The organism is Streptomyces sp. NPDC015125, from assembly GCF_043080045.1.
Taxonomy (GTDB): Bacteria; Actinomycetota; Actinomycetes; order Streptomycetales; family Streptomycetaceae; genus Streptomyces.
In genome coordinates this window covers 862,216-887,064 of record NZ_JBIBVF010000002.1, presented here as the reverse complement: position 1 = coordinate 887,064, position 24,849 = coordinate 862,216, and the positions used below count along the sequence as shown (strand labels likewise).

Here is a 24,849-nt window from a genome sequence, read left to right as displayed (position 1 = left end):
GCGATCCGGCCGGCCGGTACAGCCCGGCCGGCCGGGTCGCGTCGTCCTGCGGCGTGGCCGGCCGGCATCCAGCTCAAAAGCTACGTGTTTGCTTTAAGCTGCGCCATCCCGTACCCTGAAGCTAACGCAAAGAAGTTGCGTTAGCTTCCTTTGCGACGCTGCTTCACCACTGCACCGACGACGCACACACCACACACCCACACCAAGGACATGCATGACATCCGTCGAACTCACCGCCGGAGAAGTGGCCCGGTGGGCGCTCCATGCCGGACTCCCGCTGCCGGACGAGCGCCATACCGATGTGGCCGCCACCGCGAACCACATCCACAGCGTCATCCGCACTTTGCGCGAGCTGGACTTCGGAGAGACGCCGCCCGCTGCCGCCTACATCGTCGATGGGGAGACGGCCGATGGAGCTCTTTGAGCTGACGCTTGCCGAGGCGGCCGCTGCCGTGGAGGAGAGAAGAGCCTCCCCGGTGGAGCTGACCGAGTCCGTACTCGGGCGGATCGACGCCGTGGAAGAACGATTGCAGGCCTATGTCACCCTGGCCGGCGAGACGGCGCGCGACTCGGCCACGCGAGCGGAACGCGAGATCGCCGCGGGCAGGTATCACGGCCCCCTGCACGGCATACCCTTCGGACTCAAGGACATGATCGACGCTGCCGGGATGCCGACCACGGCCAGCTCCCGGGTCAGGGCGGACCACCTCGCGCAGGCGGACAGCGCCGTGGCCGGACGCCTGTCCGCGGCGGGCGGGGTCCTGATCGGGAAGACGCATACCCATGAATTCGCTTACGGACTGACGACGCCTCAGACGCGCAACGCCTGGGACCAGGACCGGATTGCGGGCGGTTCGAGCGGTGGTTCGGCGGTCGCCGTGGCGGCGGGAACCGCCACCTTTGCCCTGGGGACGGACACCGGAGGTTCGATCCGCGTGCCCGCGGCACTGAACGGACTGGTCGGCCTCAAACCGACCTACGGCCTCCTCCCCCTGCACGGTGTGGTCGCCTTGTCCTGGTCGCTGGACCACGTCGGCCCCCTCACCCGCACCGTGCGGGACGCAGCGCTCGTACTGTCCGCGCTGGTGGGCCATACCCCTCAGGACCCGGCGAGTCTCCGCACGGCGCCGACCGCCTACTCGCTGCCCCCAGGGGATGGTGATCTGACGGGCCTGCGTGTCGGCGTACCGGTCAACTACTACTTCGACCGCGTGGCCCCCGAAGTCGAAGCCGCCGTGCGCGAGGCCCACACACAGCTGGCGGACATGGGGGCCGAACTCATCGAGGTCGAGATCCCGATGACGCGTTACGTTCAGGCGACCCAGTGGGGCCTGATGGTCCCCGAGGCGACCGCCTCGCACGAACGTACGCTGCGGTCGGTCCCCGAGCTGTACGCGCCGGACGTGCGGGTCCTCCTGGAGGCCGGCGAGCTGGTTTCGGCGGGCGACTACCTGCGGGCCCAGCGCTCCCGCACCCTCATGCGCCAGGCGTGGCTGAGCATGTTCGACCGGATCGACGTACTCGCGGCGCCCACCGTGCCGATGACCGCCACGAAATCAGACCAGCCCTCCGTCGCATGGCCGGACGGCACCACGGAAAGCGTCTCCGATGCCTATGTCCGCCTCAGCGCCCCGGCGAACATCACCGGGCTGCCGTCCCTGAGCCTGCCGGTCGGCCGCGATCATGCGGGCCTGCCCATCGGCATGCAGCTGGTAGGACGGCCCCTGGGTGAAGCGGCGGTGCTGCGCACGGGGCACGCGTACGAGACCGCCCATCCTTGGATGAGACCGCCGGTATGAGCGCGCGCCACGGCCGTCGTTGCGGGTCGGCGCGCCGTGCCCGTGCATGATCACCAACAGGCCGGGGCCGACGTTACTGTTCCCGATGTCAGGCATGACGTGGCGAGGAGAGCCGCTGATGGAGTTCCTGGTCGACATGGTGACCACCGTTCCGGAGGGCACGTCCGAGGAGGCCGTGGCGGAGATCCGGGCCCGGGAGGCGGTACGGTCGCGGGAATTGGCCGCGCAGGGAAGCCTGCTGCGGCTGTGGCGGCCGCCGCTCGCCCCTGGTGAGTGGCGCACCTGGGGCCTTTTCAGCGCGGACGGCGCGGAGCAGTTGGAGCAGGTGCTCGCGTCGATGCCCCTGCGGGTGTGGCGGCACGACACGGTGACGCCGCTGTCCCCGCACCCGAATGACCCGGGCCGTTGAGGAGCAGCCACCTCGGTTCCGGAAGGGCGGCCTCGGTTGTGCCTCTGCGGCGGCGGACAACCGGGCGCGGTGTGGTCATCGAGCCGAGAGGAATTGCCGCGCCTCACCCCCTCTCCATCCCAGCCGGGTCTGCGCAGTCCGCCGCCGCGCCGCCCCCACAGGAGAACCCTGATGAACAGCACACAAGACAGCGGGGCCATCCTGCGCGACGTGCTCGACCGGTGGAAGGCGGCAGTCGACGCGCATGAACCGCGGCGGGCCGCCTGCCACTTCACCGAGGACGCGATCTTCCAAGGACTGCACCCCTACAGCGTCGGGCGGCAGGGCATCACCGAGTACTACGCTTCCCAGCCGCTCGGAATGACCGCCGAGTACCGGATTCTCGAAACCAGGCAGCCCGCCGACGACCTCGTACTCGGCTATCTGGACGTGGACTTCTCGTTCACCGACAGGCCTACGATCGCCGTGAACCTCACCGTGCTGCTACAGCAAACGGAGCACGGCTGGTACATCAGCCATTATCACGTCTCCCGCCGCAACTAGGCCGCTGCGTCGCTTCATTGCTTCGTTCAGACCGGCTTGGCTCCGCGCCCGGGGATGTAGTGCGGTCGACGGCGTCCGGCCGGCACCGGGGCGGTCAGTTCGCCGGACGGCTGGATTCACGGCGGACCGCTCGGAGGTGAGAGCACGCGAGGTTCCGCGCGTCAGCGGAACGTTAACGGCAGGTGAGCACCACGCGGGCCGCCCGCGCCCAGGTGGTCTGGCCGGGTGAAGTCGGCGAGGAGCCGTGTCCGCCCCGGCGCCGGTGCCGTTTGTGAATGCGTGATCTCCACTCGACGCATGTATGCAGCACTCGTCCTGACCGCCGGCGCCTCGGGCCTCGCGGTGTCGTCCGCCTCGGCCGCGCCCGCGGCCCCGCCCGCCCCGCCGACCAGGCCGGGAATCTCCGTGCTCAGCACACTCGACAGCCTCGGCGTCGCGCCCGTACCTGCCAAATACCAGGGCCAGATGCCCACGGTCACCGGGCAGCTCACCGGCCTTCAGCACCTCCATGACCTCGGCCAGCTGCACCAGGTGACCGACCTCGCCGCCCCGGTGGCGGGCCTGCTGCCCGTCGTGGCATAGCCCTGTTCCGTACGGTTCGCGGCCGAAGCGGGAAGGGGCCGAGGCCGCGATCCACCGGGGCAGGATGAGGGAGCACAGGGAGTGGGGCGTAGGGCGAGGGAGCAAGGCACCGTGCCTCAGCTGATTGAATGGTCGCCGAGGTGAGAGACATGGTGTCGACCGACCGGCTGCTTGCGTTCGCGGTGATGTCGTTGCTGGTGATTGCGATCCCGGGGCCGAGCGTGCTCTTCGTGATCGGCCGGGCTCTGGCGCACGGCCGCCGCACGGCGCTGGCAACGGTACTGGGCAATGTGTTGGGCTCGTATCTGCTGGTGGCCGCGGTGGCACTCGGCCTTGGCTCGTTGGTCGAGCAGTCCGCCGCTGTCTTCCTCGCCGTGAAACTGGCCGGCGCGGCCTACCTCGTCTTCCTCGGAGTCCAGGCGTTCCGGCACCGCAAGGAGATGAAGATGGGTGCCGCGGAGGTGCCCGCACAGCCCGCTCGCGGTGATCTGCGAACGATCGCCGACGGCATCCTGGTCGGCGTCACCAACCCGAAGGGCATCGTGTTCTTCGCCGCCGTGCTGCCCCAGTTCGTGGACCACACGGCGGGCGGGCTGCCCGCCCAGATGCTCGTCCTGGGCCTGGTGCCGATCGGCATCAGCCTGATCACGGACACGGTGTGGGGGCTCACGGCCTCGGCGGCCCGCGCCTGGTTCGCACGTTCCGAACGCCGGCTGTCGATGATCGGTGGCGCGGGCGGTTTCGCCATGATCGGCCTGGGCGTGACGGTGGCGGCCACCGGCCGCGCGGACTGACCGCGGGCCCGGCCCCGGACAACCGGCCTGCGGCCACTGCGCCGTCGAGGCTCTGGGATGCCGCTTGCCGGAGGGTGCGATGGTGCTGCGGCAGGCGCCCGCTCCCCGGTGGCGGGCCGGGGCCGCGATGCGCCCCCGCCGGTCTCCGCTCGCTGTCGATTCGGGACGTCACGGCTGCGCACGGCGCACTTTGGCGAGCAGCAGGACCGTGTCGTCGGCCGGCGAACTCGGGAGGAGGCGGGCGAGAATGCGGTCCGCCGTGGCTTCCAACGAGGCGGAGATCCGGCCCAGTTCCGTGCGGAGGATGTTCAGGCCCTCGTCGATGTCATGGCCTCGTGACTCGATGAGGCCGTCGGTGTACAGCACGAGGGTGGCGGCGTCGGGCAGTTCGATCTCCGTTGTCCGGAAGGGACAGCCGCCGACGCCGAGCGGCACTCCGAGCACGTCGTCGATGAGCTGGATCCGGCCGTCCGGGTGGCGGACAAGGGGCGGAGGGTGGCCGGCGCTGGCGATCCGGGTGCCTCCGGTGGTGGGGTCGTAGCGGATATAGAGGCAGGTCGCGAGCTCGATGCCGGCCTCTTCGGCGCACTGGTCGAGTTCGGTGAGCAGCCCGTCCGGTTCCTGGTCGTGCCGGGCCAGCGCCTTCGCGGCGATACGCAGCCTGCCCATCGCCGCAGCCGCCGACACTCCGTGTCCCATGACGTCACCGACGACCAGGGCAACTCGACCGCCGGGCAGGGGGATCACGTCGTACCAGTCACCGCCGACCTCGGTGACGCGGCTGCCGGGCAGGTAGCGGTGAGCGATGCTCAGGTACGGGCCGGTCACCAAAGCGGTGGGGAGCAGGGCCCGTTGGAGGGTGAGCGCGATGTCTCTCTCCCGGTTGTACAGCCGGGCGTTGTCCAGGCACAGCGCCGCCCGGGAGGCGAGCTCGCCGGCCAGGCTGAGGTCCTGTTCGGTGAAGGCCGGTCTGGCCGCGGACCGGCCGAAGACCGCGATCCCCTGGACCGTGCCCCGGGCGATGAGCGGAGCGAGGAGGAGGCAGGCCAGACCGCTGTCGGCCAGCAGCCGGGCGCGGGTTTCGTTCAGCATGGTGCGGACCATGAACTCCTGGTTCACCGCTACGCAGAGGGGGCGGCCGGTCCGCAGCATCTGATGGATGGCGGAGCCCGGCGGGTAATGCACGACTTCCACCCCGCTCACCAGCTCCGTCGCGGGAGAGGGAAGCACGGTGCCGTAGGCGATGCGGCGGGTGTCCACCGGCAGGGCGGGGTCGAACGCCGCATGCTCGTCCCCCCACTCCACGAGCTCCACGACAGCCGCGTCGGAGAAGTCCGGAACCGCGGCTTCGACCAGTTCCTGGGCCGTGACCTGCACATCCAGGGTGGTGCCGATCCGGGCGGAGGCGCGGTTCAGCAGTGCCAGCCGCTGACGGGTGGCGGTTGCCTCCACGATGGCCTGCTCGCGGTCGGTCACATCCACCAGCAGGCCGCCCACTCCCTGGTGGGTGCCCACGGCCTGGGTGAGCGGGAAGAAACTCACCGAGAGGACCTTGTCCCGGTCCGGGTGGCCCCGAGTACGCATCCCCACCCGCACGCCCGTGACGGGTTTGCCCTCCGCGGCGACGGCGCGCAGCATGCGCTCGTACTCACCGCCGTCCGAGGTGATCATGATCTCGGCGACGCGCCGTCCGAGATGCTCCTCGATGGGGAGTCCGTTCATGTCGGCGAGCGCCTGGTTGACGTGGAGGTAGCGCAGTTCCGCGTCGAACATGGCCAGGCCTATGGGGCAGGTCTCGAAGAGGGCGTCGAGGAAGGCGAGGTTGGTCTTCACCCGGTCCAGCTCGTCGCCACGGCTCGCCAGCGCCATGATCACCGAGCGTCCCGCGACGCCGGTCACCGGGAAGACACGGAACCCGCAGTCGAGAACCGTGCCGTCCTGATGCGTGGCAGGCAGGCGGCCACGCCAGTACCCCAGGGTCCGGCCCCGCTCCGCCATACGCGCGCAGGCGTCGGGTTCTCCCCCGGGCGGCCCGGGGAGCAGGAGGGCGCCGGGCTTCGTCAGGGCCTCCGCCGCGTGGTAGCCGAAGAGATCCCGGGCGCCCGGGCCCCAGTAGCAGATCCGGTTGTCGTCATCGAGGCCGAATACGGCGACGGCCACATGCTCCAGCAGCGAACCGGGCTCGGACCAGAGCGGACCACGAGCCCTCGCGTCGCTCGGCCGATCTGCTGGCACCGGGTTTCCCTTCCACCCGCCGCGCACCGTGGTGGGCCGCCCGCCGGACGGCAGAGCGGCTCTCTTCATTCTGCGCTTGTCGCCCAGGCGCGGACACTCCGGCGGGGGCCGGGTGCCAGGGAGACACCGCCTAAGAGCCGCCGGTCCCTGTAGACGGGGAGAGCGGCGGCCCCGGGACCGACGGCGGCAGGACGAGTTCGGCGACGGCTCCGCCGTCCGGCGCGTTGGAGAACCGCAGCGTGGCACCGAGGACACGGGCCTGTCCCATGGCGATGGTCAGCCCGAGGCCATGGCCGGTCTTCCGGCTGCTTCCGGACCGGCTCCGGAACCGCTGGGGGCCCTGGTCGAGGAGGCGGCCGGGGTAGCCGTCCCCGTGGTCCCGCACGGTGATGACGCGGCCGTCGACGGTCAGCAGCACCGGCGGGCGGCCGTGCCCGTGGGCGTTGGACACGAGGTTTCCCAGCACGCGCTGGAGCCTGCGCTGATCGGTCTCCACCCAGATGTCCCGCTCGGTACGGACCTCGGCCTGCAGCCCGGTGGCCAGCACCGCACGCTCGGCCAGCGGTCCCAGTTGATGCACCTCGATATCGGCCTGCTCCACCTCCGCGTCGAGGCGGGAGATCTCCAGCAGATCCTCGGTCAGCCGGCTCATGGTCCGGATCCGGTCCCGCACCAGCTCGGTCGGGCGGCCGGGTGGCAGCAGCTCCGCCGCCACGTGCAGGCCGGTCAGCGGGGTGCGCAGCTCATGAGCCACGTCGGCGGTGAAGCGCTGCTCGCTGTGCAGCTTGGACTGCAGTGTGGCGGCCATCGCGTCGAGTGCGGCCGCCACGGCGGCGGTCTCGTCCTGGGCATAGGGCGCACACAGGACGCGGGGGTCGTCCACCCGGGCGTCGAGATCGCCGGTGCTGATTCTGCGCGCCACCTGGGCGGTGTGGTGCAACCGACGGGTAATACGGGAGACGCCGAACAGTCCGACGGCGAGGGTGAGGGCGATCGCAAAGGCCGAGGAGCCGACGATGGCCCGGTCCAGTCCGCGGATCGCGGCGGCTCGCTGGGTGTAGTCGAGATGGACGGCCAGCGCCTTGCCGTCGGCGGGGGTGACGGCCCACATCGCCGGGCGGCCCTGGTGGTCGGCGAGCTGTGTGCCGCGCTCGCCCCGCAGTGCCATGGCGCGGAGCGGGGCGGGGAGATCCGCGGGGTTCACCGCGGCGTCGCGGCCGAGGGGTTCCCCTGCGACGTACGCCTCCCCGACGGAGTGCAGCTGCGACAGAGCCGTGCTGCGGGCCTGGCTTTCCGCCTGCCGGCCGACCAGGACGTGCACCAGGACCCCGACGACCGTCGCGAGGACGCAGCACATGACGATGACGAAGACGGCGAACTTCCCATGGAGCGTCGTCGTCCAGGCGGGCAGGCGCAACCGCGTCCGGGTCCGGCCGCCGCTCATGGTGTGTGCTCCGGGGCGGGGGTGGCGGAGTGCGCTTGATCGAATTCCATCGACCGCAGGGCCATGGTCTGCGTCCGCGGGTCCCATGCGTAGACCGTGCGGGTGTCGTAGCCGGGCGTGCCGGTGGGCTCCCGCAGGATCAGATCGCCGTTCGCGATCTCCACCGACAGCGGTGTCGTGCCGGCGTCCATGATCCGGGTGACCCGCCCGTGGTCGAGGGTGAAGACCCACAGTGCCAGGGAGCGGTCCGGTGCTTCGATGCCGACGATGAGTTCGGCCTTGCCGTCGCCCGTCAGATCCCGGTACTGGGGCTTTCGCACCGGACAGGGGGCCGGCTTCGTGGCGCAGTCGTTGATCTTCTTCGTGGTGGCGGAATCGAACTGCGGCCCGCCGCCGAGCGCGGAACCCGCGGCGGTCTGTGCCGTGACGACGGTGAACAGATTCGCCTTGCGGATGTCCCCGGACGGCACGGGCGGCACCCCCGGAACCGCCGCGGGAAGGTTCTCCCCCCTTCCGCGCTCGGGCTGTGGCGCGGGCTTCCGCTCGGGCCACAGCCGCACCGGGGCGGAGGCGGCCGACGTGTGGCCGGCGCTCAGCGGCTCCCCGCTCTGCGTACAGCTGCTCAACAGCACGACCAGGCCCGTCGCCGCCAGAGCGGACGACGTCATCCGTAGGAGCCCGGGGGGCGACAAGGAACGGTGGAGAGGCACATCTTTTCCCGTCGTGGTGCACGCTGAGCCTCTTGGATCATAAGGCGCGCGACACACTGCCGGCACAGGTGCGCCCCGGGGGCGTTTGCCGGTGGGCCGGCGGGGCCCGGTGGGCCGGTGGGGCCGGCGGGGCCCGGTGGGCCGCTCGGGCCGGGACGCGGAACCAGGCGCAGTGCCCAGCCGCCTCCCCGCGGACTCAGCCGGCCGGCACCGTAGCGGCGGCCTGCTTCTCCATGGGACCCGCCCAGGTGCGGCGCGGAGGGCGGCCGAGGAACTTCCCGAAGAGCAGCGCCGCCGCGGTGGCCGCGAGCACGCCGGGCACCATCTCGTAGATGCCCGACCGGAGCGGCCCGAGGAGCGGGTCGATCTGCTTCCACATGACGACGGTGACCGCCCCCGTCACGATGCCTGCCATCGCCCCGGCCCGCGTCATGCGCGGCCAGTAGAGCGACAGCAGGATGACCGGGCCGAAGGCGGCGCCGAAGCCCGCCCAGGCGTACGCGACGATATCCAGTACGGCGCCGCCGCTGAGTGCGATGGCGTAGGCCACCAGCGCCACGACCACGACCGTCACACGAGCCGCCAGCACCATCGACGCGTCCGAGGCCCGCCGCTTGACGAAGGCCCGGTAGAAGTCCTCGGTGAGGGCCATCGCCGAGACCAACAGCTGGCTGTCCGCCGTGGACTTGATCGCGGCGAGCACGGCGACCAGCAGGATGCCCGCGACCCACGGATCGACCAACTGGGCGCAGAGCTCGATGAAGACGGTTTCCGGATTGTCCAGCGGCTGGTCGAGGGCGGCGATCCCGAGCAGCCCGACGAGCGAGGCACCCGCCAGACAGACGACCACCCAGCCCACGCCGATACGGCGGGCCAACGGAATGTCACGGGTGCTGCGGATGCTCATGAAGCGGGCCAGGATGTGCGGCTGGCCGAAGTAGCCCAGTCCCCAGGCGAGCAGGGAGATGATGGCCACCGCACCGAGCGGCTGACCGGACGTCCACCGGGTGCCGTCGAAGTGGGCCTTGGCTCCCATGTCCAGCAGGGACGACGTCTTGTCGGCGAGCAGCCTGTGCATCGCGCCGAATCCCCCGAGCAGCCCGATACCGATCACGGGGAGCGCAACGGCCGCGCAGAACATCACCGTGGCCTGCACCGAGTGCGTCACGCTCACCGCGCGGAAGCCGCCCAGGACGGTGTAGACGACGATCACCACGGCGAAGACGGTGAGCGCGAATTCGAAGCCGCCGCCGAAGATCTCCTCGAACAGCACTCCCCCGGCCAGGAGGCCGCCGGCCACATAGACGGTGAAGAACACGACGATGACGGTTGCCGAGACCAGGCGCAGCATCCTGCTGCCGTCCTCGAAGCGCTCCTCCAGGTACGCCGACAGTGTTTTGGCGTCGCCGGCCAGCTCGGTGTACGTACGCAAACGCGGTGCGACCAGACGCCAGTTGAGATACGTACCGACGGCCAGGCCGACGGCAATCCACGAGGCGCCGATCCCGGCCGCGTACACGGCCCCGGGCAGCCCCAGGAACAGCCAGCCGGACATATCACTGGCACCCGCGGACAGGGCCGCCAGTGGTGCACTCAACCGACGCCCGCCCAGCGCGAAGTCGGAGAACGTCAAGGTGTCCTGGTACGTCCAGATGCCCACGGTCACCATGGCGAGCAGGAATATTCCAAATATGATCATGACCGGTACGATCAGGGGTGTCACCACTGCTCCTCGGTGCAGGCGCTGCCAGGTGTCGCGGGCCCGTAGGGATCCCACACGGAGATTCCGGACGGGAAGGCTCCGGCGCGAGCTGACAATACGGAGCAGCCATCGGGAGCGGCACCCCTTTGGCCGGATGTCCCTTGCAATCAAAGGCCCCACGGGCCTGCGGCGGTCCGGGCACCGGGGCCATACCCGGGCGCACGTCCCCACAACACGCAAAACCCGTCAACCGCCCATGAACTCGGTGATCCGGGCCAACAGGGCTGCGCTCCGGCAAGTCCGCCCGCAGACGCCGGGCCTGCCGACTGCGAACCGCGTGGCATGGGCAGCGGTGGTGCCGCCCCCGTGCACTGCGAGCGAGGGGACGCGAACCCCGGTGTGGTGAAGGTGGTGGCCGGCGACGCCGTGTTCTCTTCGCCTGGGTGCGCTCTTCGCGTGGGCGTTCTCTTCGCGTGGGTGCGCTCTCCGCGTGAGTGTGCTTCGCACGAGCGGAGGTGCGTGCGGCGTACGCCCGGTGCCTGCGCCGTCGCGCCTCAACAGGCCCTGGTGAGGCCAGAAATGCCCTGAGTGGGCATCACGACTGCGAACCATACTGGTGACGCTTCGCAGCCGACCGCCCGCTGCCGCCGGTCCGGCGTGGTGTGGCCTTCCTGCTCGTACGCGACCTTCCCGGCCGGTCCGCAGCGACCCTGCCCCTCTCCGGCCACCATCGAGGAAAAGGAGTTCTTCCCATGCGCCGTCTTCGCTCGTTCATCGTCGCCGCGGCCGCCCTGGCCGCCGCCTTGGGGACCGTACCCACCGCGACCGCGACTCCCACGGCGTCCGCCCGCCCGGCGGCCTTCCACTGCACCTCCGGGTACTTCTGCATCTACAGCGACTGGAACGGCGGGGGAACCCGCTGCCAGTGGTCACAGTCCAGCAAGGCGAACACCGCCGACGACTGTTCCTTCATCCAGCGGGGACAGAATGTCCGCTCCGTATGGAACAACACCAGGCACCGCGTGCAGTACTACACGCAAACCAACTACCACGCGCGCGTCGGGTCCACGCCCTCCGGTGCGGGTGGCAACCTGCAGGGCAACTACCAGATCCGTTCCTTCAAGCCCCAGTAGGCCCCGGCAGGAGGAACCGGCGCGGCGCAGGAGCCGCCTTCCCCGCGGCCCGTCGGCCCGCGGGGAAGGCGGCTCCTGCATCTGCTCGGGGGCACGTACTCGGCCCTGACCCGGGTCCGGACCCGCCCCTTCAGCGGGCCGCGCACCCCGGGCTGCCCCACGAAAGGCCGGACGCCTTGCCCGGCGATTCGACCTCAACGCACGTCATGGCGGGGCGAATTGGTGCCACGAGCGCGATGCGCCGCCCCTGCCCTGCGCAGCCGGCACGACACCCCGCCCCGAGGCAGGCGATCTGCGCATCGCCGCGGCCGGCACACTGCGGGCGATCACCGTGAACACGCGGGGAGCCCTGCCCGCACAGGGAACCCCGCCCGCACAGGGAACCCTGCCCGTGCTGCACGGCTGCGCCACCGCCGCCCCCCCCCACGGCGCACGTGCCCGAGGCGCCCCGAGACACCCTGGGGCGCAGCGAGCGGAGGTCGCCCCGGATACCCGGCACAGGCATCACGGTGGGCAGCGAGATACCGCAGAAAGAAGAGCCCGTGAGTGGTTTGACGCGGCGTCAAAGAGGGTCAACTCCCCCTGCATAAGCCATCCTTGAAGAATCACCAAGGACTGTTATGAGAGCAAATCACGTCGCATATCCGGTATCGAGAGGAGCAGGGAAAAGCGACCGGGATGCCTCGGCTCCGAAGATTCCGGAATGGGCGCGCACCATAGCGGCACCTCAAGGCCAAGCAATCGCACGTATATCCGTAATTGCGAAGTTCGTACAGCGAATATTTCCGGCCTAGCACCGTCAAGCGGCTGGTTGCGGGTGACGGGCCTCGACAACACGATCAGATTCCCGCGTGTCGCTCGGCCGAGTGCCGGCCACCCGACACGCCCGTCGTCGAGGAGGTCCTGTGAACAACCAGACGAGTCTCAGCCCGGATGCAGCACGGCAACTGGCGACCACCACCAAGACCACCCCGCAGATGCGCGGCATCACCCCGCGCTATCTGCTCCGCGCCCTGCCCTGGGTGGATGTCGAATCGGGTGTCTTCCGCGTCAACCGACGCCGCACGTACGTCCTCGGCGACGACCGCATCAGCACCCACACCGACGGTGGTTCGCCCCGCGTCATTCCGGGAGACCTGCGGGAGCTTCCGTACCTGCGGGACGCCGACGACGCGCTGCTCTCCGAACTGGCGGGCTCCTTCACGGAAGTCACCTTCGAGGCCGGAGAAATGCTGGCCCAGGACGGTGACGCGCACGACAAGCTGTGGGTCATCGCCCAGGGGCGCGCCGAGAAGCGGGTCAGCGGCCGCTACGGCGAGGACGCCGTACTCGAAGTGATCGGTGACGGCCAGTTCTTCGATCTCGACGCCTGGACCCGCTCCGAGCCCCTGCCGTACCGCGTCCGGGCGCTCACCCCCGGTGTGGCCCTGTGTGTCGAACGGAGCGTGCTCGCCGGGCTGTGCGACCGCAATACGGCAGTACGGGGAGCGATGGATGCCTACCTCTCGGCGGACGGCGTTCTGCCGGGCGCCGAGGTACCGGTCGATCTCAGCGCCGGGCATATCGGCGAACCGGAACTCCCCATGACGTTCGTCGACTACGAGGACACACCCCGCGAGTACCACATGACCCTCGCCCAGACGGTGCTGCGCGTCCATACCCGGGTCTCCGACCTCTACAACGGGCCCATCGACCAGACTCGCGCCCAGTCCAACCTGACCGTGCACGCCCTGCGTGAGCGGCAGGAGGCCTCGCTGCTCAACCACCCGGAATTCGGCCTCTTCAACAATGTGGCCCCCGGACAGCGGGTGCAGGCGCGCACCGGTTCCCCGACCCCCGACGACCTGGACGAACTGCTGACCAGGGTCTGGAAGCAGCCCGGCTTCTTCCTCGCACACCCCAGGGCCATCGCCGCATTCGGCCGGGAATGTACCCGCCGGGGTGTGCCCCCGGTCATCGACAACCGCTTCGGCAGTCCGCTGCTGTCCTGGCGCGGCGTCCCGCTGCTCCCCTCCGACAAGGTGCGGTTCTCCGGCAGTGCCGGCATCGGCACCACCGAGATCCTGCTGATGCGCACCGGCGAGGCGGAGCAGGGTGTGGTGGGCCTGCGGCCCGCGAAGGTCGAGGACGAGGTGGAACCCGGCCTGTCGATGCGGAACATGGGCGTCGACCAGAAGGGCGTCACGTCGTACCTGATGACGGCGTACTTCAACTCCGCGGTGCTGGTGGAGGACGCGCTCGCCGTGCTCCAGAACGTCGAGGTCTCCAACTACCATGACTATTCCTGACGTTCCCGGGAGCCGGTGGCCGCACACGGCTCTCCCCGCGAACCTGCCGGCCGGCGGCCTGACATCCGCCGACCCGGCCACGGCACTGACGGCGGCACCGGCCGCAGCGTCGGCCATGAACACGGCGACGGACGCGCCCGCGGACCCGGTCGCCACTGATCCGGTCACCACTGCTCCGCTCGCCGCTGCTCCGGTCAGCACGGCTCCGGTCAGCACTGATCCAGTCGCCCACACCCAGTCCACCGACCGACCCGCACACCCCACCACCCAGCCTCTGCAATCCGCCGCCACCCAGCCCGTACAACCCACCGGCCTCCCCGGCCAACACATCGCCTTCTCGCCCGAGATGGCGCGCCGGGACTTCCCGATCCTGCACCGGACCGTGAACGGGCACCCCTTGGTCTGGCTCGACAATGGGGCCACCACACAGAAGCCACGCCAGGTGATCGAGACACTGGCCGGCTTCTACGGATCCGCCAACTCCAACATCCACCGTGGTGCGCACACCATGGCCCGGGAAGCCACCGAGGCCTACGAAGCAGGCCGGGCGGCGGTCGCCCGGTTCCTGGGCGCACCGTCACCGGACGACATCGTCTTCGTACGCGGCACCACCGAGGCGATCAACCTCGTCGCCCAGAGCTGGGGACGGGCCAATCTCGGCCCCGGGGACGACATCCTGGTGCCTGTACTGGAGCACCACTCGAATATCGTCCCCTGGCAGTTGATCGCCAAGGAGACGCGTGCCCGGGTGGTACCCGTACCCCTGCAGCCGGACGGGCAGATCGACCTCAACGCGTACGCCGACCTGCTCTCCATGCGCACCCGGCTCGTGGCGGTCAGTCAGGCGTCGAATGTGCTCGGCACCGTCCCTCCGGTGCGCGAGATGACCGCACTCGCCCACCGCTACGGCGCGAAGGTGCTGGTGGACGGGGCACAGGCGGTGGCCCACTTCCCTGTCGATGTGCAGGACCTGGACGCCGACTTCTATGTGTTCTCCGGCCACAAGCTGTTCGCCCCGACGGGCATCGGCGCCCTGTACGCAAAGCCGGAGATCCTGCAGAACATGGCGCCGTGGCAGGGCGGCGGCAACATGATCGAGTCGGTCGACTTCAGCCGTACCACCTACGCACCGGTACCGCACCTCCTGGAGGCCGGAACCGGGCACATCTCCGGCGTGGTCGGTCTGCTGTCCGCCCTGAACTGGCTGACCTCCTTCGACCGGGACGCCATCGCCGCCTACGAGACCTCGCTGATGGCGTACGCGCAGCAGGCCCTGGCCACGGTCCCCGGCCTTGAGCTGCTGGGCTCCGCGCCCGACAGAATCGCGGTACTGACCTTCACCCTCGCCGGCCACGACCCGTCAACGATCGCCGACTGGCTGGACCGCGACGGCATCGCCATCCGTGCCGGCCACCACTGCGCCCAACCGGCGCTGGCCCACTACGGCCTGGAGAGCGCGGCACGTGCGTCGCTCGCGCTCTACAACACATCCGAGGAGGTGGACAAGCTGGTGGCATCGCTGCACCGATTGCAGCAGGCCGCCTGACCCTGCCGTCCGTCCGGATTGCCGACCGGCCCCACCGGTCGGCAACGCCGGTCGGCAACGCCGGCACCGGGGCCCCGGCCGGAAGAGGTCACCGGCCGACAGAGGTCACCGGCCGGACGCGCGCTGCGTGCGCCAGTCTCGGGCCAGGACCGACCAGATCTCCATGTCGTGACGTACACCGCGGTACGGTTGGCTCTCCCGCAGCACTCCCTCCCGCACCATGCCGAGCCGCTTGGCGACCTCGATGCTCGCGGTGTTGGCGGAGGACGCGATCCATTCCACCCGGTGCATCCCACGCCGCTCGACCGCCCAGTCGATGATCACCCGGATCGCGCGGGTGATCAGCCCGCGCCCGACGGCCGCCTCCTCCAGCCAGCAGCCGGCCTCGCAGTTGCCGGTCTCGGTGTCGAACGTCCTGAACAGGACGCCGCCGACGAGCACACCGTCCACCCAGATTCCGTAGAGCCGACCGGTGTCGGCAGCCGCCTTGTCCGCATAGAACTGCAAGAACGCCGTGGCGGACGCGAGATCGGTGACGCGGTCCGCCAGCCCGATGGAGCGGCCGATGTACTCACGGCCCCGGTCCATATGCGCGAGATACTCCCCGGCCTGCCACGGCTCCAGTGGCCGCAGCTCCGCACCGTCGTCACCCAGCGACATCGCGAACATCTGCTTCTTCCCCGTCTCGTTTCCCCGTCAGCCTGTTTTGTGCTCGCCTGCCCGGACGAGCCACTGTGTCGTCGTCGCCCGTGCGCTGCGCCCGGAATCGTCCCACAGCGCCCGGGCCGAGCGCCTCCGCTGATCACGGGGAGTGGGGCGGCTCACGGGCGTGGGGCGGCGCCATCGGAGCGTGGTGGGGCGGCGAGCACCGTGCGGCAGTCCTGCCACGCGGGCTCGCTCAAGAGCGGCCGCAGGCGGGTGAACAGGGTGAGCAGTGCCGCGCCCGAGGCCGCACGGAACGCGGGGTCGACGCGGGCGATGTCGAGTTCGTTCGCGGCCGACAGTTCGGCGAAGTCCCGTCGCTGCCCGAGGTCCGGCACAACGGTGCGGCCGGTGAAACGGTCGCGGAAGGCGGCGTCGGGTTCTTGGAGGGTGGGATAGGAGAAGCGCCGGTCGCAGCCGGCGTAGAGGTACACCGTCGCCTCGGCCTCGGAGCCGATCACCGCCGCCAGTTCTGCGCGGCGATCGAGCGGCAGAAGGGGGACCGGAAATCCGTCGGTGCCGTAGAACGCATGGCACAGGCCCGCGAGCTGCAGGGCGGGGCGGGCGCCCCATGAGGCGAGTTGTTTCCGTACGCGGCAGAGGTGCGCAAGGAGGGTACCCCCGGGGTGATCGAGGGTTTGTGCACCCAACTCGCCGAGCAGCGCGATGGCCTGGGATGTCGCGGTAAGAGGCACGGACATGGGTCGGGCTCCTCTCGGGGCGTGGCGGGTCGGCACCTGCTCCGTGCTCTCCGCGGACGGTCCTGTCCGGTGTGGAGAGCGGCACGGTTGCCGCCCTTGGGCCCTGTGTTGATCATCGAGGGCGACCCCTCGGAGGTCAATCCCAGGGTTTCCTTGGTCCGCCCCAAGCCGGAGCTTGGCCGAGCCCCGAGTTCTTCGCAGGCCCACGACGAGAACCAGACCGTGACCGCCGGAGTCCGCGGCGTCACCGAGGGCTGATCGGGTCGGATTCGACGCTTCAGCCCGATGATTCCGCGTCATGGCGGGAGTCTTACCTCTGACCAAAGACTCGGGAAGGCGGACGGATGACCACCCTGCACAACATCATGGAGACGTACATCGGCGAGGGGCCGGTGCCGGGCGCGGTGGCCCTGGTGGCTCGCGGCGGCCGGGTCGAGGTGCAGGCCGCCGGCTCGGCCGACGCGGAGGGCAGCTCCCCGATGGCCAGGGATTCGATCTTCCGTATCGCCTCGCTCACCAAGCCCGTCGTCGCCGCGGCGGTCATGATGCTGGTCGACGAGGGCCGGATCGCGCTGGACGACCCGGTCGCGACGTGGCTGCCGGAGTTGGCGTCACCGTCGGTCGTCCGCACGCCGGACGGTCCGGTCGACGACGTGGTCCCGGCCGCCGGACCGATCACCGTGTTCGATCTGCTCGCCTCCCGCGCCGGCTACGGCTTCCCGTCGGACTTCTCGCTGCCGGCGGTCGGACCGTTGTTCAGCGATCTCAAGCAAGGCCCGCCGCAACCGCAGCTCGTCCCGGCGCCGGACGCATGGATGGCGGCACTGTCCCGCATCCCGCTGCTGCACCAGCCGGGCGACGGCTGGCTGTACAACACCTGCTCGGACATCCAGGGGGTGCTGATCGCCAGGGTTTCCGGACGTCCGCTGCCCGAGTTCCTGGCCGAGCGGCTGTTCGAGCCGCTGGGCATGACCGACACCGGATTCGAGGTACCGGCCGGCAAGCTCGACCGGTTCACCAGCTACTGCCGGCTCGGTCCGGCGGGCGATCGCGAGCTGGTCGACGCGCCCGACGGGCAGTGGAGCAGCCGGCCTGCGTTCCCGTCCGGCGCCGGCGGGCTGGTCTCGACCGTCGACGACTGGCACGCCTTCGCCGGGATGCTGCTCGCGGACGGGAGCGCCGACGGCCGCCCGTTGCTGTCGCCCGCGTCGGTGCGGCAGCTGACCACCGACCATCTGACCCGGGCCCAGCGCGATGCCGGGAGGCTGTTCCTGGAGGGCCAGGGCTGGGGTTTCGGCGGCTCGGTGGACATCGAGGCCATCGATCCCTGGAACGTGCCCGGACGTTACGGCTGGGTCGGCGGCACGGGAACGACCGCCCACCTCACCCCGTCCACCGGTGTGGTTGCCATCCTGCTCACCCAGCTGGAACTGGCCGGGCCGACCCCGCCTGCTCTCATGCGGGACTTCTGGCGGTACGCGGCCGGGGTCTGAGGCCGGGAGGGTGCCCGGCCGGCGACTCCGCAAGGCCGATAGGGCAGATCCGGACAACCGGCCCGGGGAGAAGCGGCCGGTACCCGCCCGGACGGCTCGTGGACACCTCGTGGACAACCGCATACGGCAGAGTCCGGTGCCGTGAGCTGCGGAGACATGCAGTCATGCAGGCATGCACACGAGCAAGCAGGCAGGGCGAGGAAGAGGCGATGAACGAACCCGCAGGCAGAAGGAATCAGCACCTGCTCTCCGTGGACGGGCTGATGGCCATGCTGGCCGACTGCGAGGACGTCTGGGACACACCGGACCGTTCGGGCGACCCGGTGGACATCCTCGACCACGGCCTTCAGGTCGCTGCCGTCCTGGCGCAGCGGCACCCGCACGACGAGGAACTTCAGGTCGCGGGCCTGGTGCACGACCTCGGCCACCACCTGGTTCCCGGCGACGAGGCGCGGCACGGCGAACACGCCGCCGCGGCCGTCGGAGGCCTGCTGGGCGCGCGGGTCGCACGGCTGGTCGCGCTCCACATCCCCGCCAAGCGATACCTCGCGGTGACGGATGCGGAGCGTACGGCCGGACTGTCCCCGGAGAGCACACGTACCCTCGCCCTCCAGGGCGGTCCGATGACGCCGGAGGAGCAGGCCGCGTTCGAGGCGCAACCGGACTTCCTCGCGGCCGTCGCGCTGCGCCATGCCGATGACGCGGGGAAGGTCGTGGGCCTTCGGGTGGCAGGCCTGGAACACTGGCGGCCCCGCGTCGAGCGGGTGGCTGCCCGCTGCGCCGGGAAGTCGTCCACGAGGTGAGGTGTCGCCGTCCATGCGGTGAGGCGATGACGTCCATGAGGTGAGGCGATGGCGACTGCGCCCGCATCACCTTGCCGCCTGGCGGTCCACAGCCGGGCGAGGGCAGCGAGGTCGTCACACGAGCCCGACGGGAGTGCCGAAACCCCCTACCGGGGCTGGTAGATGCATGCCGCCAGCGGTGCGTGCACCTTCCAGCCCAGCGTTTCGTAGAGCGCGCGCCCGTCGTCGGTCGCCCCCAGAATGCCGAGGTCCGCGCCCTCGGCCAGGGCAAGGTCGGCGAGGGCACGCATCACGAAGTTGCCCAGGCCGCGGCGGCGATGCCCCTCCTCGGTCGTGACGCGGTCGACGACCGCGGCCCGCCCGAGGACGGCCATCTGCCCCGCAGCGGCTATGCCGCCCGCGGCATCCTGTACCCGGACGTGGACGACTCCCTCGCCGGTCTCCACGGCCGCGGTGTAGCCCTTGGGCACCACCGGAGCGGTGACCTGCAGGTCCACGGCCATCAGATGTCCTGCCTCGTCCTTGTCCACCACCCAGCCCTGCGGCAGCCAGTGCCCGACGTCCGTCGGCTCCATGGGCACCTTGAGCCACGTGTGCGGCACCGTCACAGCGTCGGCGGCCTGGCGTACCGAGGACTCATCGGCGTGGAGCAGTACATGTCGCCCCACCTGCTCGGGCCGGCCCACCTCGATATAGAGCCCCCACGGATGCTCGACCGGCCGGGGCGTGTGCCGTGAAACGGCCCAGCCGGACGCCCAGTTCCTGGCAAGTTCCGGAACCATCAAGCCCTCCAGAAGTAAGTGATGCTCCGCGAGAGGGCACCTTACTTTACGGTGTGGGGGCGCACCATTCCTTTCCGCGTCTCCGGGTCTCCTCGTCCCCGGGTCTCCGGGTCTCCGGGTCTCCGGGTCTCCGGGCGAGAGGAATGCCTCCCGCTCCCCGCGACGCCCGAACCGGCCCGCCACCTCCGTGCCATGAGCCGACCCGCCACCTCAGATCCCGGGTGAGGCGACCCGCGTGTAGGTCTTCGGTGCGCTGGTGCCGCCGGGGCTGGTGACGGTGACATCGACCGGACCGGCGGCTCCGGGCAGGGCTTCGACGACGAGGTGACTGTCGGAGACGACGGTGAACCCCGCAGGGTCGGTGCCGATGAGCACCTGGGTTGCCTGGGCGAAGCCGGTGCCGGTGAGGGTGAGGGTGATACCACCGGCGGTGGGCCCCTGATTCGGGACCACGGTCGTGACCACCGGTGCCGCCAGGTAGGTGTAGCGGATCCCGTTGCTCGTTCCCCCGGCGGTGCTGACGGTGACGTCGACCGGGCCGGCGGCTCCCGCCGGAACCACGGCGGTGATCTGGGTGTCCGAGACCACGGTGAATGCCGTTGCTGCGGTCGTCCCGAAGCGCACTGCGGTGGCTTCGACGAGGTGGACACCGGTAAGCGTGACGGTGTTCCCTCCCGAGAGCGGGCCCGAGGGCGGGGCGACACCGGTGAGGACCGGGGTACTGACGTAGAAGTAGGCACTCTGGAGGGTGCTGGTACCGCCCGGGGTGGTCACGGTGATATCGGCCGGCCCCGCGGTCGCCGCAGGGACCACGGCGGAGATCTGGGTCGGGGACAGGACCGTGAAGGAGGTCGCGGGGGTGGCGCCGAAGGTGACCGCGGTGGTTCCTGTGAGGTTGGCGCCGGTGAGTGTGACCGTGTTCCCGCCGGACGTGGGCCCTTGGTTGGGGCTGACGCCGCTCAGGGCGGGCGTCACGGAGTAGGTGTAGGAGACGCCGTTGCTGGTGCCGCCGGGGGTGGTGACGGTGACCTGCACCGTGCCGGTCCCGGCAGGGGCGACGGCGGTGACATGGGTGTCGGAGACGACGGTGAAGGAGGTTGCCGCCGTGGTACCGAACCGTACGGAGCCGGTGGCGGCCAGGCCCGTACCGGTGAGAGTGACCGTGGTGCCCCCGGCAGCGGGGCCCGAAGCGGGGGTCACGGACGTCAGGACCGGTACGGAAGCCGTGGTGTACGTGAACGGCACACCATTGCTCGTACCCCCGGGCCCCACCACGGTGACCTGCACCGTGCCCGACCCCGCAGGCGCCGTCGCCGTGATCTGCGTACCGGAGTTGACCACAAACGCAGCCGACACCGCACCGAACCGCACCACCGTCGCACCCGTAAAACCCGACCCCGTCAACGTGACCGACGTACCACCCGACGACGGACCCGAAGCAGGAATCACCGAGGTCAGAACCGGCGCGGGGGTGGCGACGTAGCTGAAGGTGACGAACTGGTTGCTGATGCCGATGGGGGTGGTGACGGTGACCTGTACCGTGCCGGTGCCGAGCGGGGTGGTGGCGGTGATCTGGGTGTCGGAGACGACGGTGAACGAGGGCGACGGTGTGGCACCGAAGCGCACGGCGATGGCACCGGTGAAGCCGGTGCCGGTGATCGTCACGGTGGTGCCACCCGCGGAAGCACCCGAGGTGGGAGAGACGGAAATGACTGCGGGCGTGGCTGCGGCCGACGACTGCGCGTCGGAAGCGGTTGGCGGTTCTGCTGAGCGATTCACGGCCATGGTCCTTCGAGAGCGTGAGCCCCGGCCGGCCGCCGAGGGGAGCTCCGGGCCGAGGTTCGTCAAGTGAGCTGGGAGAGGGCCGGGCAGGGCAGGGCGCGCCCTGTCCGGACGGGTGGTTCGGGTGCCTGGTCCGGGGGGACCAGGCCGTCAGCGGCTCGGGGTGCCGGTCAGATACCGCGGCCGGCCAGGTAGGTGAAGCCGAGCGTGGCGCTGCCACCCGTGGTGGTCACGGTCACGTCGGCGGGACCGGGGGCACCGTCGGGCGTGGGCGGGGTGACGACGGAAACAGTGGTGTCGTTGATGACCGTGAACGGTGCGGGCGTGGCGCCGAAGACGACCGACTGGGTGCTGCTGAGGTTGGTGCCGGTGATGGTCACCACGGTTCCGCCGCTGGCCGGGCCGGAGTCGGGGTTCAGCGTGGTGAGGGTCGGGGCGTCGACGTAGGTGTAGGACAGGCCGCTGTTGGTACCGCCCGCGGTGGTGACACTGACGCCCACCGCTCCGGGTCCCGTGCCCGCCGGTACGGCGACGGTCAGCTGGCTGTCGTTGACCACGGTCGGGGTCACCGTGGCGGCACCGAAGTGCACCGCGGTGGCGGTGGTCAGGCCGGTGCCGTTGATGGTGACGGTGTTACCGCCCGCGGTGACGCCGGATACGGGGGAGATGCTGGACTTGAACGGCGCACCTACGTAGAAGAACGACAGCGGATTGCTGGTTCCTCCGGGGGTGGTCACGGTCACGGGAACCGTACCGGAGCCCGACGGGCTGGTGACGGTGACCGATGTGGGGGTGTTGCCGGTGATGGTGGCCGTCTTGGTGCCGAAGTGCACGGTGGTGGCGCCGCCGAGGTTGGTACCGGGGATGTGACGGTGGTCCCGCCTCCGGTCGACCCCTGACTGGGAGAGATGGGCATGGTGATGCTCCTTCGGTGGAGTGTGAGTGGGAGTGATCAGCCAAAACCGGGCGGCTGTGTGCGCCGCCGGCGTCGGGATGGGCTGCTTGGTGCGTCGGCCGATGCGCCGGCCGGCCGTCAGGTGCAGCCGATGACGCTGCCTGACGGAGCACAGTTGTCGGGGGTGTTGCCGCTCACGGCCGTGCCCAGCAGGGTCACGCCCCCGGAGTTGACGTAGATGCCGCCACCGCTGGAGGTGGCGGTGTTACCGGTGGCGGAACTGGCGGTCAGCGATACGGCTCCGTTGTCGTTGTAGATCCCGCCACCGGCAACGGCGGTGTTGCCGGTGACGGCACTGGTGAGCAGAGAGACCGTGCCGCCCAGATTCGAGATGCCGCCTCCCGGAAAGGGAGGCACGGCACTGCCGCCGCGTACGGTGACCCCCACCAGGCTCAACTTCCCTTTGGTTCCTGGCACGTTCGCGGCACCCTGGACCTGGAGGACCCGGAAGGCCGGTGCGCCCGGGGCACGGGCGATGGTGACGCCCATTCCCAGCAGGGTGATCGACGTGGTGATGGGCGGTAGCCCCACCGGACCGGTGGGTCCGCTGCCGTGCGCGCTGGTGAGTTGGTAGGTGCAGAACGGGACCAGCGCCAGGGTGTCCCCGCCGGCCGCGTTGGCCGCCGTGATCGCGTTGACCAGCGAGGTTTCACTGCACAGCACAGGCGTCTGGGCGTGCGCCTCGTTCGGGACCGCGACCAGCCCGGCGGTCAGCGCCACGGTCAGGGCGCAGACACCGAGGATGGCGCGCAATGTACGGACAGTTCGCATGACGTCCCCAGGAAGAGGTGATGTGAGCCGCCGCACCAGCCGATGCCGACGAACGGCACATGCCCGGTGTCTTCACGCCTCTGCGTGGGAGGGCATCCGTCGCGGTGCCAGTGCTGCACCGCCGCCTGCCCTCATGTGGGATGTTGTCGAGGCAGGCGGGCTGCCACTCGCCCGAGAGGGTAGGCGGCCCATCGGATTGGATGACTTCAGTAATCCACCCGAGTGAGCATGCCTGCAATGTTCTTGACGCCCCGTCACTCGTATGGCAGAGCGCACATCGGCCGTGGGGCACAACGCCGGAGACAGCAACGGACGTGTGACCTCGCGGCCCCTTCCCGCCGTGATCCCGGACACCGGCACCGTGGCGCCGCGGCCCGATCGAGGGCAGTTGCCCACCCGGCTCCGGCCGGGCCGGGTGCGGTTCGGCCGGGTGCGGTTCGGCGGTGTCCTGCTCGGCCCCTTCTCCTCCAGCGGCGTCATGGGCACCGGCACGGCGCTCATCCAGCTCGACAACGGCGCCTTACGCCTCACCCGCGGAAGAGCCACCAAGCGCTCGCCCCCCTCAAGGGGCATCGGATCCGCGAGGTGAAGATCAGCGAGACAGTGCCGCCGGCACGGCCAGTGACCATCTCGGCATCCTCAGTGATCGGATCGGGTGCCGGCCTGATCAAACGCGGACCGGTCCGTCCGATGGGCGGGACAGCTCACCAGGGACGGAACGGCCGGTGGGAAGGGGCGGATGCCCGGCCGGTACCGAGCGCGTCACGCGAGGGCCACGCCGGATCAACACCGCGGTCATGGCCGACCTCCCACGCTGGCTATCGACGGCCCGTCCACTCAAGAGGAGGCATCATGGCGACAAACATCCGGAAGCGCATTCCCCACGTGATCGGTGCGTCTTTCCTGGCCGTGACACTCACCGGAACGGTGGGCGCAATCACCGCGATGAGCAGTGAAGCGCCTCAGACAACGAAGGCTTCGGCCCCGACCAGCACCGAACAGGCCACGGGCGCCACCACGACCGGCGCCACCATCGGCGGCGGAGGAGGAGGCACCACAGGAGCCACGACCACCGGCGCCACCATCGGCGGCGGCGTAGGCGGCACGACCGGCGCCACCACCACCGGCGCCACCATCGGCGGCGGCGTAGGCGGCACCACAGGAGCCACCACCACCGGCGCCACCATCGGCGGCGGCCTGGGCGGCACCACAGGAGCCACCACCACCGGCGCCACCATCGGCGGCGGAGGCGGCGTGCTCTGCCAGTTCCGTATCGTCAACGGCAGGGTTGTCCTGGTACCGGCAGGGTGCAGGCTCGGAGGCGGCGGCACCACGGGCGCCACCACGACCGGCGCGACCATCGGCGGACGTACCGGCGGCACGACCGGCGCCACCACCACCGGCGCCACCATCGGCGGACGCACCGGCGGCACGACCGGCGCCACCACCACCGGCGCCACCATCGGCGGCGGCCTGGGCGGCGGCACCACGGGCGCCACCACGACCGGCGCCACCATCGGCGGCGGAGCCGGCGGCACCACCGGCGCCACCACGACCGGCGCCACCATCGGCGGCGGAGCCGGCGGCACCACCGGCGCCACCTCCACCGGCGCCACCATCGGCTGAGCCGAGCCACGCGCTACGCGGAGCTCTCGGCGGCGGGGACGACCTGATA

Annotated in this window: 22 protein-coding genes and 1 pseudogene; 13 read left to right on the top strand and 10 right to left on the bottom strand. The window is 70.4% G+C overall.

Translation table 11 applies throughout. The features are described 5' to 3' along the window. The first annotated feature begins 214 nt into the window (after nt 1-214). From ACF088_RS09425 to ACF088_RS09400, 6 genes are all read left to right on the top strand, one after another. Nucleotides 215-424, top strand: coding sequence for a hypothetical protein (locus ACF088_RS09425; protein ID WP_392374817.1), 210 nt, complete (start codon nt 215-217; stop codon nt 422-424). Next, nucleotides 411-1,799, top strand: coding sequence for an amidase (locus ACF088_RS09420; protein ID WP_392374816.1), 1,389 nt, complete (start codon nt 411-413; stop codon nt 1,797-1,799). The genes ACF088_RS09425 and ACF088_RS09420 overlap by 14 nt, the downstream gene beginning before the upstream one ends. 94 nt (nt 1,800-1,893) lie before the next feature. Continuing rightward, on the top strand, nt 1,894-2,208 hold the full coding sequence (locus ACF088_RS09415) for a muconolactone Delta-isomerase family protein (RefSeq protein WP_392374815.1): 315 nt from the start codon (nt 1,894-1,896) through the stop codon (nt 2,206-2,208). Between the two features lie 171 nt (nt 2,209-2,379). Beyond that, nucleotides 2,380-2,751 (top strand): nuclear transport factor 2 family protein, encoded by a 372-nt coding sequence (locus ACF088_RS09410; protein ID WP_392374814.1) that lies wholly within the window; start codon nt 2,380-2,382, stop codon nt 2,749-2,751. A gap of 297 nt (nt 2,752-3,048) precedes the next feature. Then, complete coding sequence (locus ACF088_RS09405) at nt 3,049-3,333, top strand: hypothetical protein (RefSeq protein WP_392374813.1); 285 nt, start codon at nt 3,049-3,051, stop codon at nt 3,331-3,333. A gap of 149 nt (nt 3,334-3,482) precedes the next feature. After that, nucleotides 3,483-4,127 (top strand): LysE family translocator, encoded by a 645-nt coding sequence (locus ACF088_RS09400; RefSeq protein ID WP_392374811.1) that lies wholly within the window; start codon nt 3,483-3,485, stop codon nt 4,125-4,127. 168 nt (nt 4,128-4,295) lie between these two features. Here ACF088_RS09400 and ACF088_RS09395 read toward each other — a convergent pair whose 3' ends face one another. The 4 genes from ACF088_RS09395 to putP form a co-directional block, all read right to left on the bottom strand. Beyond that, nucleotides 4,296-6,362: a SpoIIE family protein phosphatase gene (locus ACF088_RS09395; RefSeq protein ID WP_392374810.1), complete on the bottom strand. Its 2,067-nt coding sequence runs from the start codon at nt 6,360-6,362 to the stop codon at nt 4,296-4,298. Between the two features lie 130 nt (nt 6,363-6,492). Further along, nucleotides 6,493-7,806 (bottom strand): ATP-binding protein, encoded by a 1,314-nt coding sequence (locus ACF088_RS09390; RefSeq protein ID WP_392374809.1) that lies wholly within the window; start codon nt 7,804-7,806, stop codon nt 6,493-6,495. Then, nucleotides 7,803-8,474, bottom strand: coding sequence for a hypothetical protein (locus ACF088_RS09385; RefSeq protein ID WP_392374808.1), 672 nt, complete (start codon nt 8,472-8,474; stop codon nt 7,803-7,805). The genes ACF088_RS09390 and ACF088_RS09385 overlap by 4 nt, the downstream gene beginning before the upstream one ends. A gap of 238 nt (nt 8,475-8,712) precedes the next feature. After that, nucleotides 8,713-10,215 carry a sodium/proline symporter PutP gene (gene putP / locus ACF088_RS09380; RefSeq protein WP_392374807.1) on the bottom strand — a complete coding sequence of 501 codons (1,503 nt, stop codon included), beginning with the start codon at nt 10,213-10,215 and terminating at the stop codon, nt 8,713-8,715. Nucleotides 10,216-10,970: 755 nt separating this feature from the next. On the opposite strand from putP, the gene ACF088_RS09375 reads away from it, so the two are divergent. From ACF088_RS09375 to ACF088_RS09365, 3 genes are all read left to right on the top strand, one after another. Then, nucleotides 10,971-11,351: a peptidase inhibitor family I36 protein gene (locus ACF088_RS09375; RefSeq protein WP_392374806.1), complete on the top strand. Its 381-nt coding sequence runs from the start codon at nt 10,971-10,973 to the stop codon at nt 11,349-11,351. 905 nt (nt 11,352-12,256) lie between these two features. Further along, a complete protein-coding gene (locus tag ACF088_RS09370; protein ID WP_392374804.1) occupies nt 12,257-13,639 on the top strand; it encodes a family 2B encapsulin nanocompartment shell protein in 1,383 nt (460 codons plus the stop codon). Continuing rightward, nucleotides 13,626-15,185 (top strand): SufS family cysteine desulfurase, encoded by a 1,560-nt coding sequence (locus tag ACF088_RS09365; RefSeq protein WP_392374803.1) that lies wholly within the window; start codon nt 13,626-13,628, stop codon nt 15,183-15,185. Before ACF088_RS09370 ends, ACF088_RS09365 begins: the two co-directional genes overlap by 14 nt. A gap of 105 nt (nt 15,186-15,290) precedes the next feature. Here ACF088_RS09365 and ACF088_RS09360 read toward each other — a convergent pair whose 3' ends face one another. Together ACF088_RS09360 and ACF088_RS09355 are read right to left on the bottom strand one after the other, a co-directional pair. Next, complete coding sequence (locus tag ACF088_RS09360; protein WP_392374802.1) at nt 15,291-15,854, bottom strand: GNAT family N-acetyltransferase; 564 nt, start codon at nt 15,852-15,854, stop codon at nt 15,291-15,293. A 152-nt stretch (nt 15,855-16,006) separates the two neighbouring features. After that, nucleotides 16,007-16,588: a DUF6817 domain-containing protein gene (locus ACF088_RS09355; protein WP_392374800.1), complete on the bottom strand. Its 582-nt coding sequence runs from the start codon at nt 16,586-16,588 to the stop codon at nt 16,007-16,009. 344 nt (nt 16,589-16,932) lie between these two features. Here ACF088_RS09355 and ACF088_RS09350 point away from each other — a divergent pair, with 344 nt between their 5' ends. Both ACF088_RS09350 and ACF088_RS09345 read left to right on the top strand, forming a co-directional pair. After that, entirely contained in the window at nt 16,933-18,081 is a 1,149-nt protein-coding gene (locus ACF088_RS09350; RefSeq protein WP_392374799.1) for a serine hydrolase domain-containing protein, read from the top strand. A gap of 209 nt (nt 18,082-18,290) precedes the next feature. Continuing rightward, the gene (locus tag ACF088_RS09345) at nt 18,291-18,884 is read left to right on the top strand and encodes an HD domain-containing protein (protein ID WP_392374798.1); all 594 of its coding nucleotides are present in this window, start codon (nt 18,291-18,293) and stop codon (nt 18,882-18,884) included. A gap of 146 nt (nt 18,885-19,030) precedes the next feature. Here ACF088_RS09345 and ACF088_RS09340 read toward each other — a convergent pair whose 3' ends face one another. The 4 genes and pseudogenes from ACF088_RS09340 to ACF088_RS09325 all read right to left on the bottom strand — a co-directional run bounded on the left by ACF088_RS09340 (nt 19,031) and on the right by ACF088_RS09325 (nt 23,174). Next, nucleotides 19,031-19,666: a GNAT family N-acetyltransferase gene (locus ACF088_RS09340; RefSeq protein ID WP_392374797.1), complete on the bottom strand. Its 636-nt coding sequence runs from the start codon at nt 19,664-19,666 to the stop codon at nt 19,031-19,033. 210 nt (nt 19,667-19,876) lie between these two features. Next, nucleotides 19,877-21,451 carry an IPT/TIG domain-containing protein gene (locus tag ACF088_RS09335; RefSeq protein WP_392374796.1) on the bottom strand — a complete coding sequence of 525 codons (1,575 nt, stop codon included), beginning with the start codon at nt 21,449-21,451 and terminating at the stop codon, nt 19,877-19,879. A gap of 167 nt (nt 21,452-21,618) precedes the next feature. Continuing rightward, nucleotides 21,619-22,364, bottom strand: a pseudogene (locus ACF088_RS09330) (IPT/TIG domain-containing protein). 117 nt (nt 22,365-22,481) lie between these two features. Beyond that, on the bottom strand, nt 22,482-23,174 hold the full coding sequence (locus ACF088_RS09325; protein WP_392374795.1) for a hypothetical protein: 693 nt from the start codon (nt 23,172-23,174) through the stop codon (nt 22,482-22,484). A gap of 262 nt (nt 23,175-23,436) precedes the next feature. Here ACF088_RS09325 and ACF088_RS09320 point away from each other — a divergent pair, with 262 nt between their 5' ends. Both ACF088_RS09320 and ACF088_RS09315 read left to right on the top strand, forming a co-directional pair. Then, entirely contained in the window at nt 23,437-23,763 is a 327-nt protein-coding gene (locus ACF088_RS09320; protein ID WP_392374794.1) for a hypothetical protein, read from the top strand. Between the two features lie 263 nt (nt 23,764-24,026). Continuing rightward, nucleotides 24,027-24,800: a hypothetical protein gene (locus tag ACF088_RS09315; RefSeq protein ID WP_392374792.1), complete on the top strand. Its 774-nt coding sequence runs from the start codon at nt 24,027-24,029 to the stop codon at nt 24,798-24,800. Nucleotides 24,801-24,849: the final 49 nt, after the last annotated feature.